Origin of the sequence: Prescottella sp. R16, from assembly GCF_030656875.1 — a bacterium.
Classification (GTDB): domain Bacteria; phylum Actinomycetota; class Actinomycetes; order Mycobacteriales; family Mycobacteriaceae; genus Prescottella.
Genome location: NZ_CP130943.1, coordinates 765,059 through 783,257 on the forward strand (window position 1 = coordinate 765,059; position 18,199 = coordinate 783,257).

Here is an 18,199-nt window from a genome sequence, read left to right on the forward strand (position 1 = left end):
GTCGGCATCCGCGGCGACGAGGTACCGACCGGTGGCCAGCCGGTCCGTCACGGGTACGGGAGTGCGCACATGAGTGCAGACAGCAGCCGCGAGATCGGCTTGGAGGGCAAGGTCGCCATCGTGACCGGGTCCGGATCCGGTCTCGGCCGGGCGGAGGCGATCGGTCTCGCGCAGTCCGGCGCGTCCGTCGTCGTCAACGATCTCGCCGCAGGCGACGCCGTCGAGTCGACGCTCGACGAGATCCGCACTCTCGGCGGCAAGGTCGAGTTCGTCGCCGGAGACGTCGGGGAGCGCGCCACGGCGGACGCACTGATGGCGGCGGCACAGGGCCTCGGTGGCGTCGACATCGTCGTCAACAACGCCGGTATCTGCCGCGACCGCATGCTGTTCGGGATGTCCGACGACGAGTGGGACCTCGTCCTGAAGGTGCACCTGCGAGGCCACTTCCTACTCTCCCGCAATGCGGCCGCGTACTGGCGTGACAAGTCCAAGGCCGACGGTGCGCCCGTCTACGGCCGGCTGATCAACACGTCGTCGGAGGCCGGTCTCCTCGGCCCGGCCGGGCAGCCGAACTACGGTGCCGCCAAGGCCGGCATCACCGCGCTGACCCTCTCGGCGGCCCGGGGCCTGTCCCGCTACGGCGTCCGCGCCAACGCCATCTGCCCGCGAGCACGGACCACGATGACCGAGGGTGTGTTCGCCGACGCGCCCGAGGGCGAGGTCGATCCGCTGTCGCCCGAGCACGTGTCCGCGCTGGTGTCGTACCTGGCGTCGCCGGCGGCCGACAAGGTCAACGGGCAGGTGTTCGTCGTCTACGGCCCGATGGTGGCGCTGATGGCGGCCCCGGTCGTCGAACAGCGATTCGACGCGTCCGCGGCGCAGTGGACACCCGCAATGCTCGCGGACGAGGTCGGCTCCTACTTCGACGACCGCGACCCGGAGCGCATGTTCTCGGCATCGCAGGCGTTGCGGAGTCTCGGCTAGGGCGTATCCGATGTCCCGCAGTCGCGCGGGTAACGGGCGATTGCGGGAATATCGATACATTCGGTGACGAACCCGGCAAGGATGACGGGTGCGCAGGGTGGTGGTTGGATGCGGGGGATCGCGCACCCGGTCCGGGGGCTGGGGCTGCCGGGGCGCTGTGGGGGTCGGGGGACGGGTGCTGATGCACCGAGGATGCATCTGGAACGTGTTTCAGTTTTTGAGTGCTCGATGCACATCGTATTCTCGGCGGCTCCCCATGCGCGGTTGCGGATCACCGCCTTCGAGCAGGGTGGACGGTGATCTGGACGACTGTCCGGAAAAGGATGGACGCCGGTGGGGCATCGACCTTTGACAGGTGAACACGTTCTAGTTAATATGACCTGGGTCACAGAGCGTTTGCCCTGTTCGGACGCTCTGGGGGGATGCGCCGTGTCGCGACGAACTTCGTATCCCGAACGTATGAACAACGACGAGGATTGGTGAGGAGGCAACATGGTCGACCTCCTCGAGGTGCCGTTGCGGGCCGCCGGTGGTTTCTTCGCGATGTCGGCGGACACGCTCAAGGCCGTCTTCTCACGCCCGTTCCAGCGGCGGGAGTTCGTCGATCAAGCGTGGTTCGTCGCCCGCGTGTCGATGGTGCCGACGATTCTGGTCGCGATCCCGTTCACCGTGCTGGTGAGTTTCACGATCAACATCCTGTTGCGTGAGATCGGCGCCGCCGACCTCAGTGGCGCGGGCGCCGCGCTCGGTGCGGTGACGCAGGTCGGTCCGATCGTCACGGTGCTCATCGTCGCCGGCGCCGGTGCCACCGCGATCTGTGCGGACCTCGCCGCCCGCACCATCCGGGAAGAGATCGACGCGATGCGGGTGCTCGGCATCAACCCGATGCACCGGCTGGTCGTGCCGCGAGTGCTGGCGTCCACGGTGGTCGCGCTGCTGCTCAACGGGCTGGTCTGCACCATCGGCATCCTCGGTGGCTTCCTGTTCTCGGTGTACGTGCAGGACGTCAACCCGGGATCGTTCGTCAACGGCATCACGCTGCTCACCGGATTCGGCGAGCTGATGATCTCGATGCTCAAGGCGGGACTGTTCGGCATGATCGCCGGCCTGATGGCCGCCTACCTCGGACTCAACGTCAAGGGCGGCGCCAAGAGCGTCGGTGACGCCGTCAACCAGACCGTCGTCTTCTCGTTCATGGCGCTCTTCGTGGTCAACGTGCTCGTCACCGCCATCGGCATCAAGCTGACGTCCGGGTGAGTGGCAGGGGGATGGAATAGATGGCTCTGGTCGCATCCGGGCGGTTCGTGCGCACTCGGCGCCGGATCGCTCGCACCTCGCGGTCGGTGGACCGAATCGGTGAGCAGGCGTTGTTCTTCTGGCGCGCTCTCGTGTGGGCGCCCAAGGCGCTCGTCCACTACCGGAAGGAAACCGTCCGGCTGGTCGCCGAGATCAGCATGGGCACCGGCGCGCTCGCCGTCATCGGCGGCACTGTCGTCATCGTCGGCTTCCTGACTCTCTTCACCGGTGGCACGATCGCCGTGCAGGGCTTCAGCTCGCTCGGCAACATCGGCGTCGAGGCCCTCACCGGCTTCTTCGCGGCATTCATCAACGTGCGCATCGCGGCGCCCGTGATCGCCGGAATCGGCCTGGCCGCCACCATCGGCGCCGGCTCGACCGCGCAGCTGGGCGCGATGCGGGTCTCCGAGGAGGTCGACGCGCTCGAATGCATGGCGATCCCGTCGATCCCGTACCTCGTGTCGACCCGTGTCATGGCCGGAATGATCGCGATCGTTCCGCTGTACTCGCTGGCCGTCATCGCGTCGTTCATCGCGAGCCGTTTCGCGACCGTCGTGATCAACGGGCAGTCGGGGGGCGTCTACGACCACTACTTCTCGACATTCCTGAACCCGACGGACATTCTGTGGTCGTTCGTGCAGGCGATCGTGATGGGCGTCGCCGTCATGCTCATCCACACCTACTACGGCTTCACCGCGAGCGGCGGTCCGGTGGGTGTCGGCGTGGCCGTCGGCAACGCGGTCCGCTCGTCGCTCATCGCCGTCGTCACGGTAACCCTGTTGATCTCGCTGGCCATCTACGGACAGTCCGGCAACTTCAATCTTTCCGGATAGGGCGGAGGAACGATGCCCGAAGCTAGGTGGAAGACGAAACTCGCCGCGACCGTCATGGTGTTCGGTCTGGTGGCGATCGTCGTGGTGGCGTTGACGATGTTCGTCGGCGGCTTCACGAAGAGTGAACCGGTCACGGTGACGGCCTCCCGCGCCGGCCTGGTGATGGACCCGGACGCCAAGGTCAAGCTCCGCGGCGTCGAGGTCGGCCGCGTCGCCTCGATCGACGAGGCCGACGGCCAGGCCCGCATCACCCTCGCGATGGACCCGTCGCAGATGCATCTGATCCCCGCCGACTCGACGGTCGAGATCAAGTCGACCACCGTGTTCGGCGCCAAGTACGTCAACTTCGTGGCCCCCGCGGACCCGTCGGGCAAGACGTTGCAGCCCGGGTCGGTCATCGGCGCGGACAGCGTCACCGTCGAATTCAACACGCTGTTCCAGAACCTGTCGGAGCTCCTGCAGCAGATCGAGCCGGAGAAGCTCAACGCGACGCTCGGTGCGATCTCGTCGGCACTCAACGGCCGCGGCGACGAACTCGGTCAGCTGCTCGCCGAAACGGACAGCTACCTGAAGAAGATGAATCCGACGCTGCCGCAACTGCAGCGCGACCTCGCCGCGGCGGACACCGTCACCAACACCTACGCGGACGTCACCCCCGACCTGATGACCCTGCTCGGCAACCTGACCGCGACCAGCGGCAGCATCGTCGACGAGCGGGAGAACCTGCGGATGACGCTGGAGAATGCTGTGGCACTGGCGAACACGGGCAACACCCTGCTCACCGACAACGAGGCGGACCTGACGCGCTCGCTGGCACTGCTCGAACCGACGACGGCGCTGCTGTCCGGCTACTCGCCGTCCATCTCGTGCCTGATCGTCGGCCTCAACAAGGCGCGGCCCATGGCGGAGGAGATCGAGGGCGGCGGCCAGGCCGGCTTCGCGATGAGCACCAACTTCCTGCCCGGCTTCGAGCCGTACACGGCCCCGAAGGATCTGCCGAAGGTCAACGCGACCGGTGGCCCGAACTGCTGGGGTCTCCCGGACTTCGATCCGCGCCGCGACGGCAACGCCAAGTTCGTCGTCTCCGACACCGGCACCGTCCCGTTCGTGCCGTCGACGACGGCGTCGCTCAACGTGCCGAAGCTGTTCCAGTGGCTGTACGGCGGCGTCGCACCGTCGGAGGGGCAGAACTGATGCGCGCGACCACAATCAAGTTCACGGTCTTCGCCACCGTCATGGTGCTGATCTTCGCGGGCCTCGCGGTCGTGTTCAGCCAGGCCCGGTTCAGCAGCACCGAGGACTACCACGCGGAGTTCACCGACGCGTCCGGACTGAAGTCCGGCGACAAGGTGCGCATCGCCGGTGTCCCGGTCGGCTCGGTCACCGGCGTCGAGGTCGGATCCGCGAACCTCGCCCACGTCAGCTTCGACGTGGACACGAAGTACCCACTGCTGCACAGCACCCGGGCCACCGTGCGGTACGAGAACCTCGTCGGCGACCGGTACCTGGAACTGCTCGAGGGCACCGGTGCCCCGGAGACCCTGGCGGCGGGATCGACCATTCCGCAGACGCAGACGTCCCCCGCGCTCGACCTCGACCTGCTGCTCGGCGGCTTCAAGCCGCTGTTGCGCGGGCTGAGCGCCGATCAGGTCAACGACCTCAGTGGTGCACTGCTGCAGGTGATGCAGGGGCAGGGCGGCACGCTCGTATCGCTGCTCGGCGGTACCAGCTCCTTCACCAATGCGCTGGCCGACCGGGACCAGCTGATCGGGGACGTCATCACCAACCTGAACACCACGCTGAAGACGATCAACGACAAGGGCGACCAGTTCTCGTCGACCATCGACCAGCTCCAGCAGTTGGTGACCGGCCTGGCACAGGACCGTGATCCGATCGGCGCGGCGATCCCGAAGATCGCCACCGCGACCGACGATCTGGCGGGGCTGCTGCAAGGGGCCCGCCCGGACCTGCAGGCGACCATCGCCAACGCGAACCAGCTGGCCGGCAACCTGCAGGACGGTCAGGACGACGTCAACTGGGTGCTCGAACGTCTGCCCGAGGCGTACCGGAAGCTCATCCGCACCGGCGCGTACGGCGCGTTCTTCCAGTTCTACACATGTGAGGTCGCGTTCAAGTTCTCCGGACCGGACGGTCAGGAACTGCGCGTCGACCTGCCCACGACACCGCTGCAGACGACGGGGAGGTGCGCGATCAAATGAGCAAGCGTGAACGAAATCCTGTGCGGATCGGCATCATCGGTGTCGCCGTCTCGGCCTGCCTGGTCCTCGCGGGCCTGCAGTACGACCGGCTGCCGTTCCTCTTCGGCGGCGTCCGCTACGACGCGCTGTTCGAGGACGCCGGCGGTTTGATGCCCGGCGACTTCGTCACCGTCGCCGGTGTCAACGTGGGCAAGGTCGAGAGCATCGACCTCGACGGCACCGACGTGCGTGTGCAGTTCTCGGTGAACGAGGGCATCCGGCTCGGCAACGACACCGGCGCCGACATCAAGACCAACACGATCCTCGGCCGCAAGTCGCTACAGGTCACCCCGGAGGGGTCCGACGTGCTCGCGGTCGGTGGCACGATCCCGTTGGAGCGCACCAACTCTCCGTACTCGCTCAACGACGCACTCGGTGACCTGTCGTCGACGGTCTCGGATCTCGACACCGGTCAGCTCAGTGATTCGCTCGACGCGGTGTCCGAGTCGCTGACCGACACCCCACCGGAACTGCGGGCCGCCCTCGACGGCGTGAGCAGGCTGTCCGAGAGCATCAACTCGCGTGACGAGTCGCTGAAGGACCTGCTGGCCCGCGCCGAGGACGTGACCGGGATCCTCGCCGACCGCAGCGACCAGATCAACGCGCTCATGGTCGACGGCAATCAGCTGCTCGGCGAACTGGACCGGCGCCGCAACGCGATCAGCGAACTGATCACGAACATCTCCGCGGTGTCGCGGCAGCTCACCGGCCTGGTGCAGGACAACGAGCAGCAGATGAAGCCGACCCTCGACAAGTTGAACGCGGTCGTGGCGAACCTGCAGGACAACAAAGACAACATCAGCCGGGCGCTCGACGGGCTCGGCCCGTACGCGCGGTCGTTGGGTGAGGCCGTCAGCAGCGGCCCGTTCTTCATGGCGTACGTCGCGAACTTCAGCGTCGGTGCCATGACCCAGACCCTGGTCGACCAGCTGGTGTGGCCGGAACACGTGCCGGAGGACCTGAAGCAGTTCCCGCCGCTGACCACCGAGCTCAAGGATCCGAACCGATGAGCGACGCGCAGAAGCAGTCCCGAATCCCGAAGAAGTGGCTCACGATCGGCGGTGTGGTCGTCGTGGTCCTCGCCGTACTCGCCGCCGGTGTGATCTACCTGTTCCCCGGTCTCGGCAAGACGACCGTCACGGCCCAGTTCCCGTCGACGACGGGCCTGTACGTCGGCGACGACGTCCGGGTGCTGGGTGTGAAGGTCGGTTCGATCGAGAGCATCGAGCCGAACGGCACCGACACGACCGTCGTCATGAACGTCGATCGCTCCGTGGACATTCCGGCCGATGCGAAGGCCGTGATCGTCGCCCCGAACCTGGTGTCGGCGCGGTTCGTGCAGCTGACCCCCGTGTACGCGGGCGGCGACACGATGGCCGACGGTGCCGAGATTCCCCTCGAGCGCACCGCGGTCCCGGTCGAGTGGGACGAGATCAAGACCGAGCTGACGAAACTGTCCGAGGCACTCGGCCCGCAGGTCGACGACGAGCAGGGTTCGCTCGGCACGTTCATCGACACCGTCGGCGACAACCTCGACGGCAACGGCGACTCCCTGCGCCGGACGCTGCGTGAACTGTCCGACACGATGAAGACGATGTCCGACGGGCGGACCGACCTGTTCGGCACCATCCGGAACCTGCAGACGTTCGTCACGACACTGTCGGCGAGCAACGAGCAGATCGTGCAGTTCGGTGGCCGGCTGCAATCGGTGTCGTCGCTGCTGGCGGACACCAGCGACGAACTCGGCACCGCGCTACAGGATCTCGATGTCGCGATCGGCGACGTGAACCGGTTCGTCACCGAGAACCGCTCGTCGCTCGACGAGCAGGTCGGACGCCTCGCCGATGCCACCGCCGTGCTGGTCGAGAAGCGGCCCGAGCTCGAACTGGTGCTGCACGTGGCCCCGACGGCCCTCGCCAACTTCAACAACATCTACAGCCCGCGGCAGGGTTCGCTCAACGGTGTGCTCGCCGCGAGCAACGCGAGGAACCCGATGACCATGGTGTGCGGCCTGATCGCGGGCCTCGAGAACAACGACTCGGATCGTTCGGCCGACCTGTGTGCGCAGTACCTGGCGCCGGTCCTCAACTCGATCACCACCAACTACCCGGGCATCATGTCGAACCCGGCGATCTCGCAGGCCGCCCGGCCCGACCAGATCGCCTACAGCCCGCCGAGCCTCGCCTCGCAGGTGCCCGCCCGCTCCGCTCCGACGACCGTGTCGGGACCGCTCGCCGCCATGCCGACGATCGCGGTGCCCAAGGATCTCGGCGCCCTGCTCAACCCGGGAGGTGGACGATGACCGAACGTCGCAGGCGCACCCGTGTGGTGGCGGCGTCCGCCGTCGCACTGTCGCTGACCCTGACCGTCACCGGCTGCGAATGGAACGGGCTGAACTCGGTTCCGCTGCCCGGCACCCAGGGCGGGGGAGACGGCTCGTACTCGGTGCAGATCCAGATGCCGAACGTGACGACCATGTCTCAGAACTCGCCGGTGAAGGTGAACGACGTGACGGTCGGCGCGGTCACCGGAATCGAGGTACAGGACTGGCATGCGCTGGTGACGGTGTCGCTGAACGGGGACGTGACCCTGCCGGCCAACGCCACCGCGAAGATCGGTCAGACGAGCCTGCTCGGCTCCCAACATCTCGAGCTGGCCGCCCCGACCGGTATCGCCCCCCAGGGCACGCTGCAGGACGGCGACGTGATCCCGCTCGATCGGGCGGGGTCGTTCCCGACCACCGAGCAGACGCTGTCGTCGTTGTCGGTGGTGCTCAACGGTGGTGGTCTCGCTCAGATCAACGACATCACCCGCGAACTCAACGCGGCCTTCGACGGCCGCGAGGATTCGATCCGGAATCTGCTGCCGCAGCTCGACGAACTCGTCGGCAGCCTGGACGCGCAGCGCGGAGAGATCATCTCCGCGATGGAGGGGATCGACCGGCTCGCCGGCACCGTCAACCAGCAGACCGACACGCTCACCCACGCGCTCGACGCGATCCCGCCGGCGCTCGAGGTGCTCGTGGGGCAGCGGCAGAACCTCACGAACGCGCTCGTCACGCTCGGCAACTTCAGTGACACCGCGACCCGGGTGATCGAGGAGAGCGGAGACGACCTGAAGGGGAATCTCGCGAACCTGGCACCGCTGCTCGAACAGCTCGCCGGCACCGGTCACAACCTGACCGAGGTGCTGTCGCTGATGCTGACGTTCCCGTTCACGATGAAGAACCTGGATCAGGTCTTCCAGGGCGACTACGCCAACCTGAACATGATGATCGATCTGACGAACGAACGTTTGAACGACAACTTCATGTCCGACACCGGACTCGGGGCGACACTCGGCGGCGTCGAGGGTGCGCTGGGGCGTATCGCGGGCACCGCCGGACAGGCCAACGATCCGTTGCAGATCCCGAACCCGAAGAAGCCCGACCTGATCCAGGCGGAACCGAAGCCCGCACCGAAACCCGCACAGAACAATGGGATTCCGCCACTGCAGATTCCCGGCCTTCCGCCGCTAGGAGTGCCGTCACCATGATGCTTACGAGATTCGTCCGAATCCAGTTGGTGATCTTCTCGATCCTGACGGTGATCGGACTGGTCGTGATGGCCACGCAGTACGTTCGCCTGCCCGCACTGTTCGGGATCGGGCAGAACCGGGTGACGGTGCAGCTACCGTCCACCGGTGGCCTGTACACCAACGCCAACGTCACGTTCCGCGGCACCAACATCGGCAAGGTCGACGACGTCGTGCTCACCGAGAACGGTGTCGACGCGACGGTGTCGATCAGCGACGGCTACGACATTCCCGTCGATCTGGACGCCGCGGTCCGGAGTGTGTCGGCGATCGGTGAGCAGTACGTGGACCTGATCCCGCGCACGGACGCCGGACCGTACCTCGCGGACGGCGACGTGATCCCGCTCGACCGCACGAGTGTCCCGCAGGACGTCGGTGTGATGCTCGATCAGGCCGATGCACTGGTGCAGAGTGTCTCGAACACCAAGCTGCGCACGGTCGTCGACGAATCGTTCAAGGCGTTCAACGGGGCCGGCCCGGACCTGCAGCGGCTCATCGACTCGGCGCGACTGTTCGTGCAGGAAGCCAACGCCAACTCGGACGCCACGAAGACCCTCATCGAGCAGGCCGAGGGTCTGCTCGACACTCAGGTCGTCTCGAGCGATGCCATCCGGGCATGGACGAAGAACCTGGTGACGTTCTCGAACCAGTTGCGCGCCAGCGATCCTCAGATCCGTAGCATCCTGACGAAGACCCCCGATGCGGCTGCACAGGCGAACGGCCTGTTCCAGGATCTGCAGCCGACCCTGCCGTTGCTGCTCGCCAACCTGGTGAGTGTCGGCGAGGTGACCACGATCTACCACAAGAGCATCGAGCAGGTGCTTGTGATCTACCCGCCGCTGACGTCGGCGTTGCTGACCGCGGCGATGAAGGGGCCCATCGACGACGGCGCGATCGTCAACTTCGGTCTCGAACTGAACGATCCGCCGCCGTGCACCACCGGATTCCTGCCCGCGGACCAGTGGCGGGACCCGGACGAGAAATCGATCCCGGACACCCCGTCGGATCTGTTCTGCAAGGTCGCCCCGGACGATCCGATCGCCGTACGCGGTGCCCGCAACTACCCGTGCATGGAGTTCCCGGGCCGACGTGCGGCGTCGCCGGAGGAGTGCCGGAGCGAAGCCGGATACGTTCCCGAGGGCAACAACCCGCCCAGTGGGCCGCCTCAGGATCCGTCTGTACCCTCGTACACGACGGTGCCGGCTAGCACCGGGGGGGGCGTGAACGTGCCTGCCACAGCACGCCCCTACGACCCGACGACGGGTAAGTTCACCGGCCCGGACGGCCTGTTGTATTCGCAGCCCGGGTTGGCGTCGGGAGGAACACCCAGAGAGGACACGACGTGGCAGACGATGATGACACGTCAGCAGGGCTGACGGTCGACGACGGACGGCGTCCGGCACGTCGGCGGGCGAGTCGTGGTGCCGGTCCGGCGACCGGAACTGCGGCGACCGCTGTGACCACGACGAAACCGGCGAGCTCGGACGCTCGGGTTCCCGAAACGAGTGTCGGAGCGAGTACCGAAGCGAGCGCGACGGATTCGACAGAGTTCCTGGGTACCGAGGCGTCCTCGGGTGCCGGGGAACCGAACATCGAGGAACCGAACGTCGAGGAACCGGACGCCGAGGCGGCGGCACGGAAGCGTCCGACCGGACGTTCGTTCGCTGTGATCGTGGCGGCGGTGCTCGTGCTCGCACTTCTCGGGACCGGCGGATGGCTGCTGTTCGAGAAGAAGGCCGCGCACGATCGTGACGTGCAGCGTGGCGCGTTCGAACAGACGGCCCGTCAGACCGTGCTCAACCTGACCACGATCAAGCCCGACACCGCTGCGGACGACGTGAACCGCATCCTGTCCGGTGCGAGCGGGGACTTCAAGGCCGAGTTCGACGGCCGGGTGGACCCGTTCGTGAGCATCGTGCAGGAGGCGGGCGTGACGACCGTCGGCCGGATCATCGAATCAGGAATCGAGCGGACGGACGGCGACACCGCGCAGGTGCTCGTCGCGGCCCGCGCGGACGTCAGTACTCCCGACGGAACCCAGGACGGGCCCCGTGACTTCCGTTTGCGGGTCACGGTCACCGGTGACGGGGATTCGATGTCGGCGTCGAAGGTGGAGTTCGTACCGTGAGCGATCAGCAGACCGTGACAGACCAGCCATCCGCTCCGGACGGTGGGAACAGCGCCGGGGAGCCGAACAGCGGCACCCGCACCCGCGTGTTCACGGTGATTGCCGGCGTCCTCGTCGTGGCGCTCGTCGCCGGTGTCGGCTGGCTCGGCTGGGGGTACCTGCAGGATCGGGCCACCGAGCAGGCGCGTGTCGACTCGGTCGCGGCGGCGTCCGCGCAGGCCGAGGCGATGCTGTCGTACAACTACAACGAGGTGGACCAGCAGCTCGCGGCGGCCTCGGACGGGCTGACCGGCGACTTCAGGTCCGAGTACGAGACGTTGGTGGAACAGACGATCGCGCCGGGTGCGAAGGAGAAGAAGATCACCGTGCAGGCCACGGTGCAGGCCGGCTCCGTCGTGTCCGCGACCCCGGACGACGCCGTGGTGCTGTTGTTCGTCAACCAAGTCACCACCAGCGAGGAGATGCCGGATGCCGCGACCACCGGCAGCCGGGTGCGGATGGAGATGCACAAGGACGGCGACCGCTGGCTCACCGGCCGGCTCTCCCCGGTGTAGACATACCCCTGCAACGGCCACGGGCTCCCGCCTCGAAAGGTGGGAGCCCGTGGCCGTTACGTTTGACCGGAAGCCGTTGCGCTTCGGTACTATTCGGCGTACTCGTTGTCGGCGGGCAGCAGCGCCGATCCGGCGATACCCTGTTGCCCGAGTGCGTCGAGGAACGAACGCGCCCAGCGGTCCACGTCGTGCGCGAGGACCTGCCGGCGCAGGGCGCGCATGTGGCGTCGGCCGTCCAGCGGATCCTGGTAGAGCGCGGCCTCCATCTTGTCCTTGACGTCCTCGAGGTCGTGCGGGTTGCACAGGAACGCTTGACGGAGTTCGGCTGCGGCACCGGTGAATTCGCTGAGCAACAGGGCGCCGCCGAGGTCGCTGCGGCACGCGACGTATTCCTTGGCGACCAGGTTCATGCCGTCCCGCAGTGGGGTCACCAACATGACGTCGGAGGCCGCGAAGAACGCGATCAGTTCGTCTCGGCCGATCGGCCGGTGGATGTAGTGCACGACGGGCCGGCCGACCTCGGCGTACTCGCCGTTGATGCGGCTGACGGTCTGCTCGATCGCGCCCCGCATCTGCACGTAGCTCTCGACGCGTTCGCGGCTCGGGGTGGCGAGCTGCACCATGACGGTCTCGGCCGGATCGACACGGCCTTCCTCGAGGAGTTCGTACAGGGCGTCGAGCCGGACGTCGATGCCCTTGGTGTAGTCGAGCCGGTCGACGCCCAGCATGACGTACTTCGGGTTGCCGAGTTCCTTGCGGATCTGCTTGGCGCGGTCGCGGATCGGCTTACGACGCGATATCTCGTCGAGCTTGGCGGAGTCGATGGAGATGGGGAAGGCGCCCACCCGGACGGTGCGGAAGCCGACCTGGACGACGCCGAGTTTGGAGCGGACGCCGACGGTGCCACGCGAGGTCTGCTGGCCGGCGAGTTTCCGGGCGAGGAACATGAAGTTCTGGGCACCGCCGGGCAGGTGGAAGCCGATGAGGTCGGCGCCGAGAAGTCCCTCGACGATCTCGCGGCGCCACGGCATCTGCATGAACAGTTCGACCGGGGGGAACGGGATGTGCAGGAAGAAGCCGATGGTGAGATCGGGGCGCAGCATCCGCAGCATCTTCGGCACCAGCTGCAGCTGGTAGTCCTGGATCCACACGGTGGCGCCTTCGGCGGAGGCCTTCGACGTGGCCTCGGCGAAGCGCCGATTGACCTCGACGTACGCATTCCACCATTCGCGCCGGTACTCGGGCTTGACGATGACGTCGTGGTAGAGCGGCCACAGGGTGGCGTTGGAGAAGCCCTCGTAGTAGTCGGCGACCTCCTGCGAGCTCAAGGGCACCGGGTAGAGATCGAGGCCGTCCTCGACGATGGGGTCGAGATCGACGTCGGCGACACCGGGCCACCCCACCCAGGCGCCCTTGTTGTTGCGCAGGATCGGTTCGAGCGCGGTGACGAGCCCGCCGGGGCTGCGCTTCCAGCGGGTACTGCCGTCCGGCAGTTTCTCGAGATCGACGGGGAGCCGATTGGCCACGACGACGAATCGTGAACCGCCGGAACCGGTGTGCTCACCGGATTCCGTGACGGCTGATCCCCCGGAACGTTGTGATGACTCCGAGGGCGCAGTCACGGATTCCTACTCTTCTCTCTGTCGAGGCTCTGTCGGATCGAGGGGGGTGATCGAGACGGTGGGTCAGTCGGCCTTGGCGGCGGGGCCGATGCCGAGCATAGCGAGCAGCATCCGGCACTCGTCGGCGTCGGTGGCGTAGGCGGCCACGACGCGCTGCGCCTGCCGGGCAGTTTCGTCGGCTACGGGCTCGAGGTCCTCGTCCGCGATGTCGTTCTCGGTGGTCGTCTTCGCGGCCATCATGTTCCTTCCGGGCTTGCTGCGGTTTATCCGCAGGTAGTTCCTGACAGCGACTCTATGAGAACCGCCCGGGTCAGCGCCACTCACGCCCAGGTTAGGGTGGGCTCACTTCATGGGGTTCGGGCGGTCCGGGCCGGAGACGGGGAGAGGTCGATGTCTGGTCGTGCGTCCGGTGGTGCCGCCGTCCTGCGGCGCACGCTCACCCGCAACCGGGGCCCGCTGATCGCGGGAACCGTGCTGGTGAGTCTCCATCAGTTGGCCGAGACGGCGGTACCGATCACGATCGGTGTCGTCGTCGACCGGGCCGTCGAGACGGGCGACATCACGGCGCTGCTGGTGTGGCTGGCAGTGCTGGCGGCCGTGTTCGCGGTGCTCACGTCGTCGTGGCGGATCGGTGCCCGATTCGTGGTGGCGGCGATCCAGCAGGAGGCGCATCGGCTGCGGGTGCAGGTCGCCGGCCGGATCCTCGACCCGCGTGGGGTACGCACCGAGCTGCGGGCCGGTGAACTGCTGACGGTGTCGACGTCGGACGCGGATCGGGAGGCCTGGATCCTCGACGCCGTTCCCCGCGCGGTGGCCGGGGCCACCGCGCTGGCCGCGTCGGCCGTGGCGCTGCTGTGGATCGACGTGCCGCTGGGGCTCGCGGTCCTGATCGGGACACCCGTCGTACTCGGGGCACTGCATCGGGCCGCGCCGCTGATCACCCGTCGTGCCGCCGACCGGCAGGCGGCCACGGCGCGGGCCGCGGCCACCGCCGCCGACCTGGTGGCGGGCCTGCGTCCGCTCCGCGGGATCGGGGCCGAGGCGACCGCGTCACGCCGGTACCGGGACGTCAGCCGGGACGCGTTCGCCGCGACGGTGCGGGCCGCGAAGTCGAACGCGGTGTTCGCCGGGGTGTCGACGACGGCGAGCGCGCTGCTCGCGGTGGCGGTCGCCGGCCTGGCCGGCTGGTTCGCGCTCGGCGGGCGGATCAGCGTCGGAGAACTCGTCACGGTCGTCGGACTCGCCCAGTTCCTCGTGGAACCACTGGGCATGATCACCCGGGTCCCCGGCCAGTACGCCGATGCGCGGGCGTCGGCGGACCGGTTGGCGGCCGTCCTCGACGCGCCGCCGCAGCTTCCGGATGCGGCCGCGGAACCGTCGGGCGGAATCGACGTCGAGGTGCGGTCCCTCGCGTACCGGTCGCTCACCGGTGTCACGCTGACGGTGGCGCCGGGTGAACTCGTCGGTGTCGTCGCGGATCGGCCCGAGGACGCCGAGGCGCTGGTGGAGGCGCTGTCCGGGCAGGTGCCACCGGACCGGTACGACGGTGACATCCGGGTCGGTGGCGTCGCCCTCGCGGACCTCGGACTCGCGCACACCCGCCGCACGGTGCTCGTCGAACCGCACCACACCGACCTGTTCGCCGGGACGCTCGGCTCCAACGTCACGGCCGGGGCCCCGGGCGCCGACCCGGCGTCGGTGGAGTACGCCCTCGCGGCGTCCGCGGCGGGGGACGTCGTCGACCTGCATCCTGCGGGACTCGACCACACGGTCACCGATCGGGGTGCGAGCCTGTCCGGCGGCCAGCGGCAGCGCGTCGCCCTCGCCCGTGCCCTTGCCGCCCGACCTGCGGTCCTGGTCCTGCACGACCCGACCACCGCGGTCGACGCGGTCACCGAACACGCGATCGCGGCGGGTGTCGCCGACGCACGCCGGGCCGGTGCCCGCGCGCAGTCGACGATCCTCGTCACGAGCAGCCCCGCGCTGCTCGCGGTGACCGATCGGGTGATCGTCCTGCGTGACGGCCGGGTGACGGTGGACGGCACCCACGCCGGGCTGTCCGCGACCGACGCTGCCTACCGAGAGGCGGTGCTGCGGTGAACGACGACCGGATGCTGCTGCCGGTGGCCTCCGCGGGCCGGACGTGGCGATGGCTGCACCGGGAACTCGGCCGGCGCCGTGCGGCGACGGCGTCCGCACTGGTCGTGGGTGTGATCGCCGCGGCCGCCGCGGTCGTGCCGGTGTACGTGTTCGGCGTCCTCGTCGACCGAGTCCGGGAAGGCGCGCCGACCTCGGCGATCGTCGCTGTGGTGGCGATCATCGCGGGCGCTGCGGTCGTGGCAGGAACAGCGACCGGAATCTCCCGGTACCTGATCACGCGGGTGGGGGAGAGCGCGCTGACCGGACTGCGGGAGAAGGTGGTGGCGCGGGCGCTGCGTTTGCCGGTCGGCACCGTCGAACGCGCCGGCACCGGCGATCTGCTCGCCCGCGTCGGGGACGATGTCGCGGTGATCGGCAAGGCCGTCTCCGACGTGGTCCCGAGCCTGATCTCCGCGCTGCTGCTGGTGGTGATCAGTATGGCGACGATGGCCGGAATCGACTGGCGTCTCGGCCTGGCGGGCATGGTGGCGCTGCCGCTGTACGGCGCGGCGCTGCGCTGGTATCTGCCGCGGTCGGCTCCGCTGTACGCCGCCGAACGGGTCGCGATGGGGCGACGGTCGCAGGCCCTGTTGGGCAGCATGCGCGGGGTGCGGACCGTGCGTGCATACGGGCTCGAGGATCCGCACCTCGCCGACATCGACCGGGCGTCCACCGAGGCCCGGGATCTGTCGGTCGGTGTGTTCGGTCTCTTCACCCGGTTCGCGGGCCGCGGCAACGGGGCCGAATTCGTCGGTCTCGCAACGATCCTCGCCGTCGGTTTCGTGCTCGTGCGGGCCGACGCGGTCACCGTCGGGCAGACCACGGCGGCCGCGCTGTTGTTCCACCGTTTGTTCAACCCGATCGGCACACTGCTGTTCACGTTCGACGACGTGCAGTCCGCCGGGGCGAGCCTGGCCCGGCTGGTGGGTGTACTCGAGGTCGCCGAACCCGACCGCCCCGCCGCGGCCGCCGTCCCGGAGGACACGTCCCTCGAACTGACCGGGGTCCGATACGCGTACGACGACGGCCCCGACGTGCTGCACGGTGTGACCGTGCGCGTCGCCCCGGGCGAGCGGGTGGCGCTCGTCGGGTCGACCGGGGCCGGGAAGTCGACGCTCGCCGCCCTCGCCGCCGGATCACTGACCCCGACGGCGGGCACCGTGCGGGTCGGTGGCGTGCCGGTCGGCGAACTCGGGGACGACCTGCGCCGCCACGTCGCGATCGTCAGTCAGGAGGTGCACGTGTTCGCCGGACCGCTCGCCGACGACCTGCGACTGGCGCGGCCGGACGCGACGGTCGGCGAGATCCGCGCGGCGTTGCGGACGGTGGGGGCACTGCCGTGGGTGACAGCACTCGACGACGGCGTCGACACCGTCGTCGGGGAGGGCGGGCATCCGCTCACCGCGGCACAGGCACAGCAGATCGCCTTGGCACGGTTGCTGATCGCCGACCCGGCCGTGACCGTCCTCGACGAGGCGACCGCCGAGGCCGGCAGCGCCGGCGCCCGGGATCTCGAACGGGCCGCCGACGCCGCGACCCGCGGCCGCACCACCGTCGTGGTCGCGCACCGGCTCACTCAGGCGGCGTCCGCCGACCGGGTCGTGGTTCTCGAACACGGCCGCATCGTCGAAGAGGGAACGCCCGCAGACCTGGTGGCGGCCGGCGGGCGGTACGCGCAGCTGTGGGCGGCGTGGGAAGGGTCAGACGAGCAGGCGCGCGCGTAGCGCGTCGACGGTCCGCCCGTCGACACCCAGTCCGTCGCGCACGTAGGCGTCGATGCCGCCGTACAGGTCGTCGACGCGCGCGAACGCGGCGTCCAGCCACGACTTCTCGACGGCGTCGTCGCGGCCGAGATACGTGTTGCTGGCGAGGAAATCGGCGTACACCGTCTCTCTCGGTACCCCGAGCACACTCAGCAGCACGGCCGCACCCCATCCGGTGCGATCCTTGCCCGCGCTGCAGTGGAAGACGGTGGCGCCCTCGGTGTTCCCGGCGATCGCGGTCAGCAGGTCGCCGAATGCGACGTCGGCGCCGCGGAACGTCACCATGAACGGGTAGCCGATCGCCTGGCCGAGCGCCGACCAGTCGTCGGACGAACTGCCGGCCGAGCCACCGTCGGACCCGCCGGACGAGCCGGTCGCGGCGGCGCCGAGTACGGCCCGCCCCAACGTGATCGGCACGAACTCGCGGAATCCGATGCCGTGCTCGAGGGAAACCACGTCCGCCACCCGGTAGCGGACACCGTCGGGCAGCAGGTCCGGGTCGTCGCGGCGTTCCTGCATGTTCCGCAGATCCACGTCGAGGGTGATGCCGGCCGCCGCCAGAGCGTCCCGACCCGCGTCGGTGAGCGACGACAGCTTGTTCGACCGGAACACCACGCCCGTCCGGACGTGCCGGCCGTCGACGGTCGCGTAGCCGCCGAGATCGCGAAAGTTCTTCGCGCCCTCGACTCGGACGGTGGCGGCCGGGTCGGCCGGGTCGGCTGGGGACACCGGGGCCGCCACCGCGAGCGGCGACACCGTCACCGGGGTCAGCAGGGCCGCGCCCAGGACGGCCGCTCGAACGAGTGCGGTACGGGACTGAGTCATGGGTCCTCACAGGTGACGAAGGATGCGAACGGTGCCGTACCGCACGCGGATTCGCCTGGCAGGGTAACGGTCGCGCGTCGGTGACGGTGCCGGATTCACCGCGACGGGAGGCTGCCGCGACGAAGTTCACCCGGCCTTCACCCCGGCGCCGACCGGGGAGTGCCTACTGCTCGCCCGCGCTCCCTACCTTCATTGGCCCAGACCAATTTCGGGAAGGTCTGGAA

16 protein-coding genes are annotated in these 18,199 nt (G+C 68.4%); 13 read left to right on the forward strand and 3 right to left on the reverse strand.

Annotation, left to right across the window (positions count from 1 at the left end):
* Window positions 1-69: 69 nt before the first annotated feature.
* The 11 genes from Q5696_RS03555 (at window position 70) to Q5696_RS03605 (ending at window position 11,626) form a co-directional block, all read left to right on the forward strand.
* Window positions 70-984, forward strand: coding sequence for a 3-oxoacyl-ACP reductase (locus tag Q5696_RS03555; RefSeq protein WP_305093856.1), 915 nt, complete (start codon window positions 70-72; stop codon window positions 982-984).
* A 492-nt stretch (window positions 985-1,476) separates the two neighbouring features.
* Window positions 1,477-2,241, forward strand: a complete 765-nt coding sequence (locus Q5696_RS03560; protein ID WP_305093857.1) for an MlaE family ABC transporter permease — start codon at window positions 1,477-1,479, stop codon at window positions 2,239-2,241.
* Window positions 2,242-2,261: 20 nt separating this feature from the next.
* Window positions 2,262-3,113 carry an MlaE family ABC transporter permease gene (locus tag Q5696_RS03565; RefSeq protein ID WP_305093858.1) on the forward strand — a complete coding sequence of 284 codons (852 nt, stop codon included), beginning with the start codon at window positions 2,262-2,264 and terminating at the stop codon, window positions 3,111-3,113.
* A gap of 12 nt (window positions 3,114-3,125) precedes the next feature.
* Entirely contained in the window at window positions 3,126-4,307 is a 1,182-nt protein-coding gene (locus Q5696_RS03570; protein WP_305093859.1) for an MCE family protein, read from the forward strand.
* Window positions 4,307-5,332: an MCE family protein gene (locus Q5696_RS03575; RefSeq protein WP_305093860.1), complete on the forward strand. Its 1,026-nt coding sequence runs from the start codon at window positions 4,307-4,309 to the stop codon at window positions 5,330-5,332. Before Q5696_RS03570 ends, Q5696_RS03575 begins: the two co-directional genes overlap by 1 nt.
* Window positions 5,329-6,381, forward strand: coding sequence for an MCE family protein (locus tag Q5696_RS03580; protein ID WP_305093861.1), 1,053 nt, complete (start codon window positions 5,329-5,331; stop codon window positions 6,379-6,381). The genes Q5696_RS03575 and Q5696_RS03580 overlap by 4 nt, the downstream gene beginning before the upstream one ends.
* Window positions 6,378-7,673: an MCE family protein gene (locus Q5696_RS03585; protein ID WP_305093862.1), complete on the forward strand. Its 1,296-nt coding sequence runs from the start codon at window positions 6,378-6,380 to the stop codon at window positions 7,671-7,673. Before Q5696_RS03580 ends, Q5696_RS03585 begins: the two co-directional genes overlap by 4 nt.
* Window positions 7,670-8,905: an MCE family protein gene (locus tag Q5696_RS03590; RefSeq protein WP_305093863.1), complete on the forward strand. Its 1,236-nt coding sequence runs from the start codon at window positions 7,670-7,672 to the stop codon at window positions 8,903-8,905. The genes Q5696_RS03585 and Q5696_RS03590 overlap by 4 nt, the downstream gene beginning before the upstream one ends.
* Window positions 8,902-10,320 carry an MCE family protein gene (locus Q5696_RS03595; RefSeq protein WP_305093864.1) on the forward strand — a complete coding sequence of 473 codons (1,419 nt, stop codon included), beginning with the start codon at window positions 8,902-8,904 and terminating at the stop codon, window positions 10,318-10,320. Before Q5696_RS03590 ends, Q5696_RS03595 begins: the two co-directional genes overlap by 4 nt.
* Window positions 10,287-11,072, forward strand: a complete 786-nt coding sequence (locus Q5696_RS03600) for an Rv1363c family protein (protein ID WP_305093865.1) — start codon at window positions 10,287-10,289, stop codon at window positions 11,070-11,072. Before Q5696_RS03595 ends, Q5696_RS03600 begins: the two co-directional genes overlap by 34 nt.
* Window positions 11,069-11,626: an Rv1363c family protein gene (locus Q5696_RS03605; RefSeq protein ID WP_370654856.1), complete on the forward strand. Its 558-nt coding sequence runs from the start codon at window positions 11,069-11,071 to the stop codon at window positions 11,624-11,626. The genes Q5696_RS03600 and Q5696_RS03605 overlap by 4 nt, the downstream gene beginning before the upstream one ends.
* Window positions 11,627-11,715: 89 nt before the next feature.
* Here the strand turns inward: Q5696_RS03605 and Q5696_RS03610 are convergent, their stop codons facing one another.
* A complete protein-coding gene (locus Q5696_RS03610) occupies window positions 11,716-13,152 on the reverse strand; it encodes an alpha,alpha-trehalose-phosphate synthase (UDP-forming) (RefSeq protein ID WP_305093866.1) in 1,437 nt (478 codons plus the stop codon).
* 159 nt (window positions 13,153-13,311) lie between these two features.
* Window positions 13,312-13,485, reverse strand: coding sequence for a hypothetical protein (locus Q5696_RS03615; RefSeq protein WP_305093867.1), 174 nt, complete (start codon window positions 13,483-13,485; stop codon window positions 13,312-13,314).
* A gap of 153 nt (window positions 13,486-13,638) precedes the next feature.
* Between Q5696_RS03615 and Q5696_RS03620 the strand changes: the two genes are divergently transcribed.
* Together Q5696_RS03620 and Q5696_RS03625 are read left to right on the forward strand one after the other, a co-directional pair.
* Complete coding sequence (locus Q5696_RS03620; protein ID WP_305093868.1) at window positions 13,639-15,348, forward strand: ABC transporter transmembrane domain-containing protein; 1,710 nt, start codon at window positions 13,639-13,641, stop codon at window positions 15,346-15,348.
* Between the two features lie 11 nt (window positions 15,349-15,359).
* Window positions 15,360-17,111 carry an ABC transporter ATP-binding protein gene (locus Q5696_RS03625; RefSeq protein WP_305095123.1) on the forward strand — a complete coding sequence of 584 codons (1,752 nt, stop codon included), beginning with the start codon at window positions 15,360-15,362 and terminating at the stop codon, window positions 17,109-17,111.
* Here the strand turns inward: Q5696_RS03625 and Q5696_RS03630 are convergent.
* Window positions 17,088-17,975, reverse strand: a complete 888-nt coding sequence (locus tag Q5696_RS03630; protein WP_305093869.1) for a tyrosine-protein phosphatase — start codon at window positions 17,973-17,975, stop codon at window positions 17,088-17,090. The two genes, Q5696_RS03625 and Q5696_RS03630, sit on opposite strands and share 24 nt — an antisense overlap.
* Between the last annotated feature and the right edge of the window lie 224 nt (window positions 17,976-18,199).